Raw genomic sequence first — 15,426 nt, 5'->3', positions numbered from 1 at the left:
TTAAAAGTACTTTCTTACTAAACTCGTACATAATCTTGACTTATTTTGAAACTACAAATTACAAAAAAATGAGGTACCAGAGAAGTTAAAATAACCTATAGTTTTTAACGGGGACTTGTTAGTGAATTGTTCATTCACTCCATCGGTAAGAGTTTGATTGAAAACCTGCTAAGTCGATTACTCTATCTACAACGGTTGAGGCTAGATCTTCAATTGTTTGGGGTTTACTATAATAAGAAGGAACTGCAGGGCAAACGATTCCTCCTGCTTCTGTTACTGCTTTCATATTGTTGATGTGAATCAGATTTAATGGGGTGTCTCTTGCAACTAAAATCAACTTTCTTCTTTCCTTTAAAATGACATCAGCAGATCGAGTAATTAAATCATCGGAAAACCCATTAGCAATGCGACCCAGAGTACCCATGGAACATGGTATAATTATCATGGTATCGTACTTTGCAGATCCAGAAGCAAATGGAGCCATAAAGTTAGATTTCTCATAAAAGTCAAAGGTGTAGTTATTGTATTCTTCATTTTCTAATTCCCACTTCCACACATCTTTTGCATTCTTTGACATAACGACACCAACTTTCTCTATTTGATTAGAAAGTGAATTCAGCTTGTCCAACAACAGTTTGGCATAAATAGATCCTGAAGCACCTGTGACTGCGACTATTATTTTTCGTTTCATTAATTTCCTCCAAACTTATAATTCATAGTGAAGCTCAAGTATGTATGATACATACCTGTGTCAAACCGTTGAAGTGGGCTTTGTCCTGGTAATTGCTGCAAAATAGCAGCTTTTGATTCAAAATCCCTAACAGGTACAATAGAATTACTAAAACGCCAATTCATAATTAGTTGTTCCGTAAAATTGTAGGATATGCCAGCAGATAAACCTAAGTCAAAACGACTAAATTGATCAAAACCTTCGGGAATAGAGGTTGTTCCAAATTCATCTTCCATGTATTCATTTACTAAAGTGCTGAAATATGGACCAACTTCAAAGGTGAAGTTTTTATAATCATATAAAAACAAAAGTGGAATTTCAATATAATCTAAGCGCAACAAGAAAAAGTCATCATCTCCCTCACTTGTTTTTGGATTTCTTCTACTTCCTTTTTGTGTAAAAGTTATTTCAAACTGAAAGTGACTTCTATCGCTCAAGTTCATTCTTGCAAACCCACCTGCTACAATTCCTGCCTTATGAAATCCTGAATAACCATCTCCACTGATTTGAGATGAAGCGACACCAGCTTTTATACCTGCATCAAAAACTTGGGAATAACCATTAGCCGTGAATAGGAATATTGTTAAGACGATGATATTTCTGACTAAAGAATACATATGTAGTAATAAACCTAAATGATAACATTTTGTTTTTAACGAACGGGTGTTTGGTTGGCTTGTATAATTTCTTGTGTTTCCCGATCAGCTATAAAAACGATGGCTTTTAAATTATTGCTGTCCCAATTTTTTTCTTTCCTAATCACATATTCTTTATGGTAGACTTCTCCAAGAACTGCTGGTTCAGCCGTGATTCCCCATAATCCATTCAGTACCCTTCTAAGTACATACTTGTGGTCATAAAATTCTTTGGCGGTTCCATTATCTAATTGCCAGCCAATGATATGATTTTCTATAATATATACTTGTAGGTCATGTACCAATTGAGATTCTTCCATAAATTCATAATCGATAACAATACGAATTAAATCATCACTCTCTGCAAACATTACATCCAAATCTATCTTAGCTTTCATAGCGTCGTCTTTTACGGCATCTACTTCTGCCCTCCATTTGGATTGGTTTTCTGCTTCAGCAGTCAATCGACTTACTATTCCTCTAGGATATGCTTTTGCGGGGTTAAATGTTGTTAAGTAGGTTTCTCCTTTAGAAACGGACTCACCAGCTTCAACTGGCAACCTCAAGTCTAAGAAAAAGGGTTTTGTCGAATCTGGTTGTGGTTCAGCAAAGTTGCCTGCATGTATAGAAACGGGAATCACTTGCTCTCCATACAAGGTATCTAATTGAACCAAAACTTTTGAACCGTTGGGACAAAAGGTACATCGAGCACCAGTAAATTCTTCAATTACTGTATTTCTTTTCGTTGTAGGTGTGCCTTCTACCGTAGTCCAATTAATATTTGCTAAGTCAGCTACAGTAATTCCTAAAGAGGGGTCAATTACGATGGTAGATCCATCATCTAATAATACTGGATATGGATCATCTACTTTATCGCAACCAATGAATGTTAGCGCGATAATAGGTAAAATGTGTATTAACTTTTTCATGATTTTATTTTTTAAAAACTACTAGTAATTGATAAATACAGTCCATTCGCTGCTGGAACTTCTCGACATACTCCTCCTACACAAAAAATTCCTGCTCGTTGTCTTCCATATGCTAAGGTAATCCTATTTCCTTGATTATTATAACCTGCAGAAACATTGTAATAGTGTTCTTCAGCTCCTTTAGGGTTATCATAGTTGAATTGATCAATTACAGCAACAAACCAATGCGGAGAGTATGAATATTCTAATATTCCTGTGGCCCAGTTTCCTTGGTCTTGCTCGGTTAGCAATACTTGGCCTTCCATTCGAATAGAATTACGCATATTAAATTTGTAAGTAGCTTCAGCAACGCCAACATGTGCAGAAACCATTGGAACATCTGCTTTACCTTGAACGACTTCTTGGTTGAATAAAATGTTGGCATAGGTTAGCTTCATTTTCCAATCTTTGCTCAACTTTTTACTGATCTGGATATTCATATCCCTGAACAAACGTTGGCCAGTCTCGAAATAATTGGAGGTGTATAGATTTCTAGAGTCATCCTCTAATGGATTTATAGAATCTCTATTGATGTCATAGGCAAATGATGCGTTCAATTGTACCCCAGTTCCGTATTTCCCTCCTAACAAACTTCCTTTTGCAAAGGTATAAATGACATCTCCTTGAACAGCCATTTCTCCATTGGGTTGGGTGGCATACGGATATAATGTTGCCAATAAGTTGTAAGTGTGTTGTTTGGTAAGCGCAGGTTGGTAATTGATGAATAAGTCTTGTTGGCTAGCATCGCGGTCACTTCTGAAGCTAAAGTTATCTACACGTTTAGCTGCAAGAGATACTCCAAGTCCTTTTTGAGAATAAGAAGCCTGTATAAATGCTGCCTCTCCGTTTTTATAGTTGTAACCATTATCCAATGAAGGGTCGTTATATTTGAAAGCATATTCAGCGTTCAAGCTCACTTTCCCTCTACTTATGATTGTTCGTCCCGCAAATGAAGCAACGTTTTCTGGTAATATTAAATCTGGGTTATTGTCTTCCTGGAATTTACTAACTACACTACCTCCAACAATGACTTTGGTCTTTTTATCCTTTAAACTTTCAAAGGTTTCATTAAAATTAATGTTTGCATTGAACGCTCGAACAATCCCATCTCCTTTTTCAAAATACAAACGTTGTTGCCCAACTAAACCTGTTAATTCTATTCCGTTGAACAGCTTGTATTTTACTCTGATACCATCTATGGCATTGTCGTAACCTAGACCTCTTTCTTCGTAGGCTCTAAGCACTAATCCATTGCCAAATTGTTCGTAAAAATTACCAACTGTTACCGACAAATCGTCTTTAGTAAAGGAGGCGAATCGATAAGCAATACCGCTTCCTTTGTAACCTGTTGGAAAGCCAAGCATCGCATTTTGGTAGGACTCATACCTAATTCCGGCAGAAAAGCCCGAATTCGTGTAAATTAAATTCAAGAATCCATTGGTTAAAAACTCTTCATTAGGCTGCACTGCTCCAATTGCAGAGTCTTCTTGATAATATTGGGCATCAACTTGGAAGTTACCCGTTATTTTTCCTTGGTTTAAAATGTCTTTTACTTCTTGTGCCTGAATAGCAGAAAAGCCGATTAGGGATATACCGGCAAGTAAGGTTAATTTAATTGAGTTCAATGGTGGGAAATATTAAAAATGAAAAGCTTGTAGTTGAGTTACTACAAGCTTTAGAATAAGTTATTTAGAAATTGATTCTCCTTTTGATAGTTTTTTCACTAGTTCAAATAGTTCATATTCATCACCTTCGGAGTAGGAATTATGTTGCCAAACTATGTTGCCTTTTCCATCTAACAAAAAGGTATGAGGGACATTGTTTACGCCCATTGCTCTTTTTAAGTCGCCATTAGGATCGATATACACATCATACTCCCAACTTTGCCCATTCACGTAAGGAGCAACTTTACCCATGTTTCTTGCATCATCGATTGAGATAGCAACTAGTTTTACTCCAGTTTCGTCTACCCAATCTTCGTACATGTCTGATATATTGTTCAACTCTCTTTTGCAAGGGCTGCACCATGTTGCCCAAAAATTGACAATGATGGGTTTTCCATCATTACTAATTTCAGAAGTATTGAAAGATTCAAACTCCATCGTCTTAACCTCTACAGCAGGTAATTTGCTTTGTGCCATTGTATTGGTTTGAAATCCAAAAACAACTAATAATCCAAATAGTACTTTTTTCATAAAAATGAGTTTAAAAAATCAATCAGCACCCCATTCCAATGAGGAATGAAAGTGCTGATTAAGTTTAAAAGTAATGTTAATTATTTATTTTAAAACATTTACTTTTTGTGTTGATACTTTATTTCCCGCATTGATTTTTACAAAATAGATGCCAGAATTAAGGTCTGATAAATCCATGTTTAATTTCTGTGCTCCTGAAACCAAAGTTCCGAAGTTTTGCACAGAAATAGATTTACCTAAAAGGTCTAAAACCTCAATGGTTACATTTTCTGATTGCTCCAATTCGAAGTTAACATTTAAGTTGCCAGATGTTGGGTTTGGATGAATTCTTAATGCTGAAATAGCCAAATCATTCTCTTCAACTCCTACAACTAATTGATCATACTTAATATGATTTACATTAATAACTTCTCTTGCGTTTTCGCCAGTTGATGCATCATAATAGTTCATAAAAACAACAAACTCCATTTTAGATTTATCCCAAGCAGGATTCAAGTTTAAAGAATAAGTCTTAGTAACGTTTGTATTTACTACAGGTGCACTTGAAAGGAAAGTAGCATCACCCCATGTTCCTGTTGGTACATCTCTTACTACATGTCTGTGAGGATATCCAATGATTGGGTTTCCTGCTCCTGTGTACGGATGGCCTGCTTGAGTGTGATAATAATTCACTTGATTGTAACCTGAACCAGTTCCCACTACACTATCTTCAACTACGAAGATGGTTAAGTTGGCATCTTGCCAGTTGGAGATGGCATCTTTTACTTGTACATCAACATGCAAATCTATTGTGTTTGTTCCAGTTACATTACCTCCTAAGTTGATGTCGATTGGAGTTAATAGTGTTTTTTGAGCGTTAACATTTGCAGCCCAAGCTCCTCTACTATGACCGACTCTAGTTTCTCCACTAAATATTTTACGGTCAATCGCTGCTGTTGGTGCTCCCGTTGTAAATGCTGCAGCATAAGCTGAGTGAGCTGGAATGGTCATGGCATCTGTTCCAAAGCCAGCATGGATTCCAACTGCGATAGCCTCTGGTGTAGTTGCTAAAATTTGACCTACTACTACTTCGCCATCAGGACAGAATTGACAAGGTGCTGTAGTAAATTCTTCTAATAATACTTTTTTAGCACCAGATCCACCAGTAGAAACTGCTGTTGATGTGTTAATTGTATCATTATAGTTTCTAGCGTCTGAACTAGCTTCTACCCAAAATACAAAGTTCAAGTTTCCAGGTGTTGTAGCGTTGTATGCTGGAGATAAAGTAAAGTTGCTGGCTGTTCCCGGAAGTACGTTTTGAGCAGTAAAGCTTTGAGATACTGTAGTTCCACCATTAACACTGTACTTAATGTCATATGATGTCAATGCACTAGAACCACTATTAATAATGCTTCCAGTTAAGGTAGTGTTAGAACCATTAGCAACTAATGCAGGAAGAGCAACTGTTGATAATTCAACATCTACTGATGGTTGTGTTCCGTATCCAAATTCATAATAAGTATTATCATCGGGTCCATCAGCGGATCCACCATTAGTATTAACACCCGCTACGTTTGGAGAGGCAGCTAATGAAGTAGCTGTAGTTCCGTCTACCTGAACACCGACTGTCAAAGAAAGTGGAGTATTGTAATTACGCATATCGACAACAAATAAACGATCTGTCGTTTCTTCCATCATAATTGCCCAGTAAGCCCATCCAGTTCCACCAATTGCAGAATAGGACGAAAACATCACCCAATGCTGTCTGTAAGGAGCTGTTCCGAATGTTTTAGTAATAATTGCATCATTTGAACCATTTCCATTCAATCCCCAAGCCATTACTGATTTGTCTGGAATTAAACTAGACGGGATGGCAACATTCGCGTCACTTGGAGCTGCAACTGTTGAAGCTACATCAAAAGTTAAGACCCCAGTGGTAGAAACTTTATAATTGGTAACCGCCGAATTGTTAAAATTAAATGCAAACGGCAATGTTTGGTTTGGAGACCAAACAGGTGTGGATGAAGTAGCTTGTATTGCAGTCCAACCTTGTGGTACTAAAACTCCAGATGTTTGTTCAACATCGGTATTTAGACCTAGTGGGTTTTTGTTAATGCTAATGTAGCTTTGCTGGTAATACTGGCTGTATCCCATTGATGCAGTTAGCAATAATGCGCATGCAGTAATTATTTTTTTCATAATGTTAATTAGATTAGTTTAAGTGAATTCACCAAATTTAACAAAAAACAACAATCTAATAACATTAACTACGTACGCATAACATATCTATTTTTCGTACCCGAGCTTAACTCTAACTCTTTGAAGAACTTCATTTGCAGTTTTTCTGGCCTTGATTGCCCCTAATGCTAGTTTTTCTTCAATGATAGAAGGGTTTTCTATCAACTTCCAATAAATTTCCCTTTCTTTCTGAAATTTCTCAATAATCAATTCAAATAAGGCTTGTTTGGCATGGCCATATCCATAATTGCCGCCTTCGTAGTTGGCCTTCATCTCTTGGATTTGCGCTTCTGATGCTAATAGTTGATATAAGGCAAAGACATTACATGAAGAAGCGTCTTTTGGGTCTTCCAATGGAGTGCTGTCTGTTTCAATACTCATAATGACCTTACGAAGTTTTTTGTCTGGCAAAAATATATTGATGAAGTTATTATAGGATTTACTCATTTTACGCCCATCAGTACCGGGTATAGTCATTACTCGTTCGTCAATTTTTGCTTCTGGTAAAACTAAAGTTTCGCCCACTTGATGATTGAATGCACCTGCTATATCTCGCGTCATTTCTAAATGCTGGCGCTGATCTTTCCCAACAGGAACAAATTCCGCATCGTACAGTAGAATGTCGGCTGCCATCAAAACAGGATAGTTAAACAATCCTGCATTCACATCCGACAATTGTTCCGATTTATCCTTAAAAGAATGCGCATTGGCTAGCATGGGGTAAGGTGTAAAACAGCTCAAATACCATGTTAATTCGCATACCTCAGGAATGTCAGATTGACGATAGAAAACATTATTATCGGTATCAAATCCAAAGGCAAGCCAAGCTGCTGCAACAGCATGTACATTTCTCTTCCTGATTGCTGCATCTTTCACCGTTGTCAAAGAATGTAAATCAGCAATAAAAAAATAGGCTTCGTTGTTTTCATCTCTAGATAATTCAACACCAGGCATAATAGCGCCTAAAATATTTCCTAAATGAATTTCGCCTGTTGCTCCTGAACTCTGTATTCCTGTTAGTAATCTTGCCATGGTTCAAAAATACCAATTTGTTGCTACTTTTGCGCTCATGAAGCTAGTTTATGCGCTTTTATCCTCCCTGTGGAAGTTTTACTTTTTTACAGTAATATTTTTGAGCATATTAGTGCTTTATCCGCTATTATGGCTGTTTTTAACTCATGAGAAATTCTTCAGAAAGGGTTTTCACCTCACTCGTTATCAAGCGAAGGTGATTTTATTTTTGGTAGGTATTCGGTGTCGGTTAGAGCAACCTGCTCAATTGCCTTCCCCACCATATATTATTTGTCCCAATCATACTTCATATTTAGACATATTAGTTTTGTATGCCACTTGTGATCAATTTTTTGTTTTTTTGGGAAAAAAGGAGTTGGGGGCGGTGCCATTGTTTAATATTTACTTTAAGCAATTGAATTTGCTGGTGGACAGAAGAAATCCTAAAATGAGTAAAGTCGCGTTGGAAGAATGCGCCAATCGATTGAAGAGTGGATGTAACGTTGTTATTTTTCCAGAAGGAACTATTTCTTCTCGTGCCCCTCAGATGCGGCCGTTTAAGAATGGGGCATTTAAATTAGCCATAGAATTGGGAGTGCCAATTATACCTGTAACAATGTGCAACAATTATAAAGTAGTAAGTTGTCATCCTGATCGGTTCTGGGATACTTCCCGTCCAGGTGTTGTCGATATTATCATTCACCAAGCTGTGCCAACCAATCATTTAAAAGTAGAAGATTGCTTACTTTTGAGCAATCAAATTAATAAAACCATCGCATCAAAATTATCCTAGACATGTCCATAGATAAATCCACTGTTGAACGTATTGCAGAATTGTCAAAATTAAAATTTGAACCTTCTGAACAAGCAGAAATTCTAAATGATATGAATCGGATGTTGGATTTTGTAGAGAAGCTTAGCGAAGTGGATACAGAAGGGGTAGAGCCTTTGATATATTTATTGGATGAGAAGCCTTCAGTAAGATTGGACAAAGTGGAGCAAACCACCACACAGGCCGAAGCATTGAAAAATGCGCCTGATGCCGATACCGATTACATCAAAGTGCCAAAGGTGATGAAAGGGCGGTAAGATTTCGAAGCCATTTTGCAATGGATAAATAGGGTTAATGTGATTGTTTATCAGTGGTGTAATGTAATTGCAGGTCAATTGTTATAAACCCCTCTGAAGACTGAAGGTTCAGCCCTATAGACATTACTCAAATAGCGAAAAAACATAGAACATTTATGTGAAAACTATCTAATTAAGGTTACTTTTCCGGTTCTATTTTCTATTTCGAAGTGCTCGTTGAAATAGATAAACTGATAAATATAAGTTCCCTTCAAGGCCGGTGTCATGTTATGATTTCCATCCCAACTGTAATTGTTATCAGAAGTATAAACTAATTCCCCCCAGCGATTGTAAATCTTAATTGATTGCAGGATAGCACCATTTGTTGTTGCTTCAAAAATGTCATTATTACCATCGTCATTTGGAGTAAAAGCATTCGGTATATAAATAATATCCACCTTATCGCAGTCGTCTATAAAGATATGATTGCTTTCAATGCTTCCACAATTAAATTGAGAGCGCAGCGAATAGGTACCTTTTTTTAAAACTGTTAAGAAGCTATTGGTGCTTCCATTATTCCAAAGGTAGTTGGGTAATGTTTCATTTGGTACTAAGGTAATTGGGCCGGCAGGTTTGTTGTCTATACATAGGCTGGTGTCATTGCCTATGAATAAATTAATAGTAGGAATAGAATCTTCTGCAACATTTGTAGTGATTGTTTGAGACCGGCATTCATCAGTAACTGTCAGTGTGTAGGTGCCACCTGAGTGAACCGTAATTTGATTGGTAGTATCTCCAGTATTCCAATAGTATTCATCATACAAATTTGCTATTCCAATTGTAATACTTTCTCCTTTACACAGCGTGGTGTCTTTTTTTATTGGAACATCGTTTGACTCTATTAATGAAACATTAATTTCATCTGTAAGTTCTCCACATCCGTTTAAAATGCATTTTAGCTTATAGTTTCCAGGTTGGGTTACAATGAAGCTATCAGTTCCTATAGTTCCATTCCATTGATAGCTATCATAGCCTGTTGGGGCTTTTAATGTATAAGGGAACTCATTCAAGCAGAGGTTAGTGTCTGTTCCTAAAGTGGGCACATTCGCGTGAATAGGTATTACGCTCACATCTTCTATTAAATAGTAAGCATGGTAAGGAATGGATTGAGGGTCGACTCCTTTTACCGTCGTTTGATAATTATTCCTAAAGTTACCTATAACAATGTACTCTTCACCACCTTTGGCTTTATATAATCCACTCACTTGAGTCCACCCAATAGAGTCATCTAGCATGATGGAGGATTCTATTTGAGGGTTGAGAAAATCTAATGCTAAGTCCCTGTTTCCCTTGACAAGGGTGTCTGATAGGTAAGCTCCTAAATTTTGAATAGCTGTATTCGAATTGTCTCTTAGTGACACATAAAAACTAACACAATAAACGCTGTCCTTTTTTAAAGTTCTTGATAGTACTCCTTGTATATAGCCTCTTCGGTTGGGGTTATTGAAAGGCGTATAAGCTATAATGTCTATGAATGCTTCTCCTGATCTAGCCTGCTGAAAACCTAAAGGGTTCTTAGGGATGGGTTGGTAGGCTGGGTTGCAGTTGGTTATGTATCTAGCACTTGTAAAGTTAGTCCAATACTTGATATACCCATTAAAATGACTGGATGCTCCGGAGCATTGCCAATAGGCTTCAAAGTCCGGGTTCTTGACTAAATTTTGTCCGAATAAGTTTATTGTGAGCAGCAATAGTAGAGTTGGGGTGGCTAGTTTTTTCATGATTGTAAAGTCTCGCTGCTATAAAACAGCGAGACTTTGGTTTTATTGTTTGTTAAAAATTCCAGTTTTTATGGAATTATTTTGTGAAATAAGTCAACTTATTTAAGGATAAGAATCAAAAAAAAGCCGCAATCGAAAAGGATTGCGGCTTTTTGTATTTTGATAGATTTTCAAATTACTCAATAGTAGGATAAGAATTTACATTGACTTTGTCAATTGAAGAACCATATGTTGAGTTAATGGCGTCAATAAAAGTATTTGCAATGATAGCATAGCCTCTAGAGTTGGGGTGTACTCCATCTAGAGAGAAAGCTCCACCTGTAACAAATTTTGTAGTATAGCTTATTCCATTGTATGTAATGCCTGACTGTAAGTCTTTTAATCTTTGATTCGCATCTACATGTGCTAATCCATTTGCTGTAGCAATGTTTTTGATGGTAGTATTATACCCAGCAACTGCGTCGTTAATTTTATCAATTTCAGATTGTCTCAATACAAATTGACCTGGCATTGGCTTTAAGATTCCAAATCCGGCACATTTAATGGAGTCTAATGGAGTAGTTAATGTTAGCAACTCTCCTTCCACCATTTGTCTGTAGTTAGGGAGCGGTTGAGTGGGGTTTTGTGGATTTTGAAGTTGTGTTAATTCATCATCCTCAATCAACAAGTAATTTGGACCTGCTTTAAAGTTAATGGTTCTCTGAGCTGCTTCCTCTGCTGTAATTACATTGGTACTTGCATAAAATTGTAACGCTTGATTATACCCTGCATACTGTGGGTTGTTGTTCGCTTGATTTGCTTGCTCTTGAGTTAATGGTAGCGCATTTGCTGGAACAGTATTAAAAAATGGAATAGAAGTGATGTTTGGAATGTTTGCTACAGCTCCTTTTGCTCCATTTTTTGTTAATGAATCTATTGTTCCTGCATATAAAAAGGCAAATGTATTTTGATCAGTGATATCATCTGGACTTTCTTCTCCACCACCAGTAGAGTATCCCAATACGTCATTGTTTCCTATCCATAAGGTAAAGAATGTTGGATTAATCGACATGGCATGTTCCACCATTGTTTGATCAGTGGAACTAGCAAATCTAGAAAAGTATGGATTTAAACCTGCGTAACCCGAAAAGTTGATGTGGGTAAGCTTTGCACCTGGTACTCCTACATTATTAAATGGACCTTGTGAGGCAATTGACGCAAAGTTGTCACCAATTGGGTATGGTGAGCCATTTAAAGAAGGACTAGGGCTAGTTTCTCCAAGACAATCTGTTTTTAATTGTAAAGATAAAGAAGGAGTTAATACTCCTTGTCCAAAAGCAGAGACTCCTGCTCCTCTAGTAGCAGCCTCTCCAGTTAGGAATGGAGTTTTAAACGTTCCACCACCTGCTAACGCAAATTGCTTGGCTAAAATCTCGGGTAAGGAGTTTTCTTGACCCTCCAAACTTAATGCGTTGCTTTGATAACCTGCAGTCAGTGAGTTTCCAACAGCAACCGTTCTAGAAAAGTCAGCTGTCCCACTGCTTCTTGTTAAATTAACGTCATCAAATTCTGGTTCACAACCCACAGCAAAAACTAGGGGAAGGATATATAATAAATTTCTTTTTTTCATGATTTCTTGTTCTTAAAAGTTATAATGTAAACCGATTCCTGGAATGAAAGAGCGTGATGCATACTTACCACCAAAGGAGCCATTTGTTCCAACTGGATAAGATGACTCTCTCTCAGTTCCTACGATGAATAATAAAGAAACATCAATTCCAAAATTATCATTAGCTTCAAAACTTGCACCTGTTGTAAATCCTAAATTATCAGAATTAGGTGTCTCCGGTGAAAAGTATTCATCTTGAACGGGTGATTGGTCATAGTAAAAACCTGCACGTACGTCTAATTTTTCGGTTGCAGCGTATTGAGCTCCGACGCGGATAATTACTGCATCTTCGTAATTTCTTGGGTTTTCTGAGTCTGTTAGTGCTGGGGAGTTGTCTTCAAAATCAAAATCTAAAGATTCATAAGCACTCCACTGCACAAAACTACCTTCTAAAGACACTAACAATTTGTCATTTACCTTATATCCAAAACCTAAAGTAGTAGTTGCTGGTAATGGTAATGTTGCAGAAAATTTGGTGTCATCTACTCCCAAAGCACGAACTGCAGGGTGAACGTCAAATGTAGCATCACCTTCTTCTAGTTCAACATCTACTTGAGAACGATAGGTTAAACCTATGCTCAAATCCTCAGTTGCTTGAAAGTATAATCCAGTATTAAAGCCATAAGCGGTTGTTGAACCTTCTAAATTGACTGTATTGTTGTTTCCTACTGGACCACCAATATTTCTATTGAGCTCAACCGAACCTAGAACCACATTTAATCCTGCTCCAAAACCTAATTTTTCGGTTAGCTTATAGGAGATGGTTGGTTGAATAAAAATAGCTTGTAACTTAATGTCTTGAATTTGTTCTTTTCCGCTCCAATTCTCACCCCAATCAATTGTAGATCCGAAAGGAGTGTATACTGCAAGACCTGCAGCTAATTTTTCGTTGATTTTGTAATTTCCATACACGTAAAATGGTGTTCCTAACGGATTGTCTGTTCGCTCCGTAACTCCTGTCGATTGGTCTTGAAACGCTACTTCTGAAAGAATAAAGGAAGCTCCGAGCTCTGAGCTAAAATCATTTTCCAAAAATGTCATGGAGCCTGGGTTGAAATAAACGTTTGATGCTCCTTGAGTTAGGGCAGTTCCGAGGTGACCCATACCTGTTTGCTTGTTTCCTTGTAGGTTTACTTGAAACCCTCCCGCAAACATTAACATCGGTACGGATGTTAATAGCGGGAATAGTAATGTTTTCTTCATAGCTAGTGTTAATATTTTGATTAAATATAGAAAACTTTTTTTTAATGTGCATGCATTGTAAATTTTGAAAGTTTATTTATAATTATTCTAGCTAACTTTGAAGAGTAATTTTGAACGCATTTTATGGCAAAAGTTGTTGAAGAAAAACGAGTAGTAACTATCGTTTTTGCAGGAGATTCCGGAGATGGAATACAATTAACAGGAACCCAATTTACCAATACATCAGCACTGTTTGGAAACGATGTAAGTACTTTCCCCAATTACCCAGCAGAAATTCGTGCTCCACAAGGAACTGTAGCCGGCGTTTCGGGTTTTCAATTGCAGTTTGGTAGTGTCGAAGTATACACCGCCGGAGATATATGTGATGTTTTAGTAGCGATGAATGCTGCGGCATTTAAAGTGAATTTGCCTCGATTAAAGAAAAGTGGTACCATAATTATAAATACTGATGGTTTCAATGCGAAGGATCTAAGGTTGGCAGGTTATGAATCAAGTCCATTGGAGGATAAAAGCCTTGAGGATTATAGAACTATATCAATTGACGTTACCAAATTAACCGCAGCAGCACTCGTAGATTCTGGACTAGGTAAAAAAGAGGTGGAGCGTTCAAGAAATATGTTTGTACTTGGATTCTTGTACTACATGTATAATCGAGAAATTGCTCCAACAGAAAAGTTTATCAAAGAAAAGTTTGCCAAAGCACCTCATTTGATTGATGCCAATATTAAGGTATTGAAAGCAGGATATAATTTTGGAGATACGAGTGAGACCTTTACTTCGCGATACAATGTGAAGGCTGCCAAGTTGCCAGTAGGTACTTATCGCAATATCATGGGGAATCAAGCCACTGCTTTAGGCTTAGTAGCAGCATCTCAAAAGGCAGGATTGGATTTGTTTTATGGATCTTATCCCATTACTCCCGCTTCAGATATTTTACATGAATTATCTAAACATAAAAATTTCGGAGTTAAAACTTTTCAAGCGGAGGACGAAATAGCTGCAGTATGTTCCACCATAGGTGCTTCTTTTGGTGGAGAATTAGGGGTGACAGCATCTTCCGGGCCAGGAATAGCCTTAAAAGGTGAAGCCATTGGCCTTGCGGTAATGCTTGAGTTACCAATGGTGGTGATAAATGTTCAGCGAGGGGGGCCTTCAACTGGTTTACCGACCAAAACAGAGCAGGCCGACTTAATGCAGGCCATGTATGGCAGAAATGGAGAGGCTCCAATGCCTGTGATTTCTGCCAGTTCACCTTCTGATTGTTTCGATGCAGCATTTGAAGCTTGTCGAATTGCAATCGAACACATGACACCAGTATTTTTCTTGTCTGATGGATATATGGCAAATGGTTCTGAACCATGGAAATTTCCTACAACGGACGAGTTGAAGGAAATAAAAGTGGTTCATGCCAAAGAACGAAAACAAGATGATCCAGAATTTTTGCCCTACAAAAGGGATGAAAGGCTAGTCAGAGAATGGGCTTTACCCGGAACTAAGGGACTGGAACATAGAATTGGTGGAATTGAAAAGGAGTGGGATACGGGGAATATATCCTATAATCCTGAAAATCACGAAAGGATGGTCAAAGTTCGTGCAGCAAAAGTGGCTCGAATTGCGGATTCTATTCCATTACAAACCATTGATTCTGGAGCAGATTCCGGTAAAGTTTTGGTACTTGGATGGGGGTCTACTTATGGCGTTATCAAAACGGCATTAAAAGAATGCTTGGAAGAAGGGTTAGAGGTGAGTCATGCTCACTTAAGATACATAGAGCCTTTTCCTAAGAATCTAGGTGAAATAATTAAGAAATTTGATAAAGTGTTGATTCCTGAAATGAATAATGGGCAGTTGGTGAAGATAATAAGAGATAAATTCTTAGTAGATGCCAAAGGATTGAATAAAATAAAGGGAATTCCGTTTTCTACACCAGAAATCGTTTTAGCTATTAAAGAATTGGCACACGCTTAAAA

13 protein-coding genes are annotated in these 15,426 nt (G+C 37.4%); 3 read left to right on the top strand and 10 right to left on the bottom strand.

Going from position 1 to position 15,426, the window contains the following annotated elements; genetic code table 11:
• Positions 1–130: 130 nt before the first annotated feature.
• The 7 genes from GQN54_RS00820 to trpS all read right to left on the bottom strand — a co-directional run bounded on the left by GQN54_RS00820 (position 131) and on the right by trpS (position 7,777).
• Positions 131–691 carry a UbiX family flavin prenyltransferase gene (locus GQN54_RS00820; protein ID WP_160631010.1) on the bottom strand — a complete coding sequence of 187 codons (561 nt, stop codon included), beginning with the start codon at positions 689–691 and terminating at the stop codon, positions 131–133.
• Positions 691–1,347, bottom strand: coding sequence for a porin family protein (locus tag GQN54_RS00815; protein ID WP_160631008.1), 657 nt, complete (start codon positions 1,345–1,347; stop codon positions 691–693). The genes GQN54_RS00820 and GQN54_RS00815 overlap by 1 nt, the downstream gene beginning before the upstream one ends.
• A gap of 35 nt (positions 1,348–1,382) precedes the next feature.
• The gene (locus tag GQN54_RS00810; RefSeq protein ID WP_160631006.1) at positions 1,383–2,294 is read right to left on the bottom strand and encodes an Omp28-related outer membrane protein; all 912 of its coding nucleotides are present in this window, start codon (positions 2,292–2,294) and stop codon (positions 1,383–1,385) included.
• 11 nt (positions 2,295–2,305) lie between these two features.
• Complete coding sequence (locus tag GQN54_RS00805) at positions 2,306–3,958, bottom strand: DUF6029 family protein (protein ID WP_160631004.1); 1,653 nt, start codon at positions 3,956–3,958, stop codon at positions 2,306–2,308.
• A 60-nt stretch (positions 3,959–4,018) separates the two neighbouring features.
• On the bottom strand, positions 4,019–4,528 hold the full coding sequence (locus tag GQN54_RS00800) for a TlpA family protein disulfide reductase (RefSeq protein ID WP_160631003.1): 510 nt from the start codon (positions 4,526–4,528) through the stop codon (positions 4,019–4,021).
• Between the two features lie 84 nt (positions 4,529–4,612).
• Complete coding sequence (locus GQN54_RS00795) at positions 4,613–6,706, bottom strand: T9SS type A sorting domain-containing protein (protein WP_160631001.1); 2,094 nt, start codon at positions 6,704–6,706, stop codon at positions 4,613–4,615.
• Between the two features lie 87 nt (positions 6,707–6,793).
• The gene (gene trpS, locus GQN54_RS00790) at positions 6,794–7,777 is read right to left on the bottom strand and encodes a tryptophan--tRNA ligase (protein WP_160630999.1); all 984 of its coding nucleotides are present in this window, start codon (positions 7,775–7,777) and stop codon (positions 6,794–6,796) included.
• 37 nt (positions 7,778–7,814) lie between these two features.
• Here trpS and GQN54_RS00785 point away from each other — a divergent pair, with 37 nt between their 5' ends.
• Together GQN54_RS00785 and gatC are read left to right on the top strand one after the other, a co-directional pair.
• On the top strand, positions 7,815–8,549 hold the full coding sequence (locus GQN54_RS00785) for a lysophospholipid acyltransferase family protein (protein ID WP_160630997.1): 735 nt from the start codon (positions 7,815–7,817) through the stop codon (positions 8,547–8,549).
• Between the two features lie 2 nt (positions 8,550–8,551).
• The gene (gatC, locus tag GQN54_RS00780; protein WP_160630995.1) at positions 8,552–8,845 is read left to right on the top strand and encodes an Asp-tRNA(Asn)/Glu-tRNA(Gln) amidotransferase subunit GatC; all 294 of its coding nucleotides are present in this window, start codon (positions 8,552–8,554) and stop codon (positions 8,843–8,845) included.
• A 164-nt stretch (positions 8,846–9,009) separates the two neighbouring features.
• On the opposite strand, the gene GQN54_RS00775 is transcribed toward gatC, so the two are convergent.
• From GQN54_RS00775 to GQN54_RS00765, 3 genes are all read right to left on the bottom strand, one after another.
• Positions 9,010–10,605 carry a T9SS type B sorting domain-containing protein gene (locus tag GQN54_RS00775; protein ID WP_160630993.1) on the bottom strand — a complete coding sequence of 532 codons (1,596 nt, stop codon included), beginning with the start codon at positions 10,603–10,605 and terminating at the stop codon, positions 9,010–9,012.
• 175 nt (positions 10,606–10,780) lie between these two features.
• Complete coding sequence (locus GQN54_RS00770; protein WP_160630991.1) at positions 10,781–12,214, bottom strand: SGNH/GDSL hydrolase family protein; 1,434 nt, start codon at positions 12,212–12,214, stop codon at positions 10,781–10,783.
• 12 nt (positions 12,215–12,226) lie between these two features.
• On the bottom strand, positions 12,227–13,456 hold the full coding sequence (locus GQN54_RS00765; RefSeq protein ID WP_160630989.1) for an OmpP1/FadL family transporter: 1,230 nt from the start codon (positions 13,454–13,456) through the stop codon (positions 12,227–12,229).
• Between the two features lie 123 nt (positions 13,457–13,579).
• Here GQN54_RS00765 and GQN54_RS00760 point away from each other — a divergent pair, with 123 nt between their 5' ends.
• Entirely contained in the window at positions 13,580–15,424 is a 1,845-nt protein-coding gene (locus GQN54_RS00760) for a 2-oxoacid:acceptor oxidoreductase subunit alpha (protein WP_160630987.1), read from the top strand.
• The last annotated feature ends 2 nt before the right edge of the window (positions 15,425–15,426 follow it).

The sequence above is a fragment of the Acidiluteibacter ferrifornacis genome (genome assembly GCF_009909615.1).
Taxonomy (GTDB): domain Bacteria; phylum Bacteroidota; class Bacteroidia; order Flavobacteriales_E; family Vicingaceae; genus Acidiluteibacter; species Acidiluteibacter ferrifornacis.
Note: the sequence above shows the minus strand (reverse complement) of the source record. Positions and strands in the feature narration are given on the sequence as shown.

Coding starts and splice junctions, on each gene's coding strand:
- GQN54_RS00795 (WP_160631001.1), bottom strand. CDS start 6,706: ATGAAAAAAATAATTACTGCATGCGCATTATTGCTAACTGCATCAATG.
- GQN54_RS00785 (WP_160630997.1), top strand. CDS start 7,815: ATGAAGCTAGTTTATGCGCTTTTATCCTCCCTGTGGAAGTTTTACTTT.
- GQN54_RS00815 (WP_160631008.1), bottom strand. CDS start 1,347: ATGTATTCTTTAGTCAGAAATATCATCGTCTTAACAATATTCCTATTC.
- GQN54_RS00820 (WP_160631010.1), bottom strand. CDS start 691: ATGAAACGAAAAATAATAGTCGCAGTCACAGGTGCTTCAGGATCTATT.
- gatC (WP_160630995.1), top strand. CDS start 8,552: ATGTCCATAGATAAATCCACTGTTGAACGTATTGCAGAATTGTCAAAA.
- GQN54_RS00775 (WP_160630993.1), bottom strand. CDS start 10,605: ATGAAAAAACTAGCCACCCCAACTCTACTATTGCTGCTCACAATAAAC.
- GQN54_RS00810 (WP_160631006.1), bottom strand. CDS start 2,294: ATGAAAAAGTTAATACACATTTTACCTATTATCGCGCTAACATTCATT.
- GQN54_RS00800 (WP_160631003.1), bottom strand. CDS start 4,528: ATGAAAAAAGTACTATTTGGATTATTAGTTGTTTTTGGATTTCAAACC.
- GQN54_RS00760 (WP_160630987.1), top strand. CDS start 13,580: ATGGCAAAAGTTGTTGAAGAAAAACGAGTAGTAACTATCGTTTTTGCA.
- trpS (WP_160630999.1), bottom strand. CDS start 7,777: ATGGCAAGATTACTAACAGGAATACAGAGTTCAGGAGCAACAGGCGAA.
- GQN54_RS00765 (WP_160630989.1), bottom strand. CDS start 13,456: ATGAAGAAAACATTACTATTCCCGCTATTAACATCCGTACCGATGTTA.
- GQN54_RS00770 (WP_160630991.1), bottom strand. CDS start 12,214: ATGAAAAAAAGAAATTTATTATATATCCTTCCCCTAGTTTTTGCTGTG.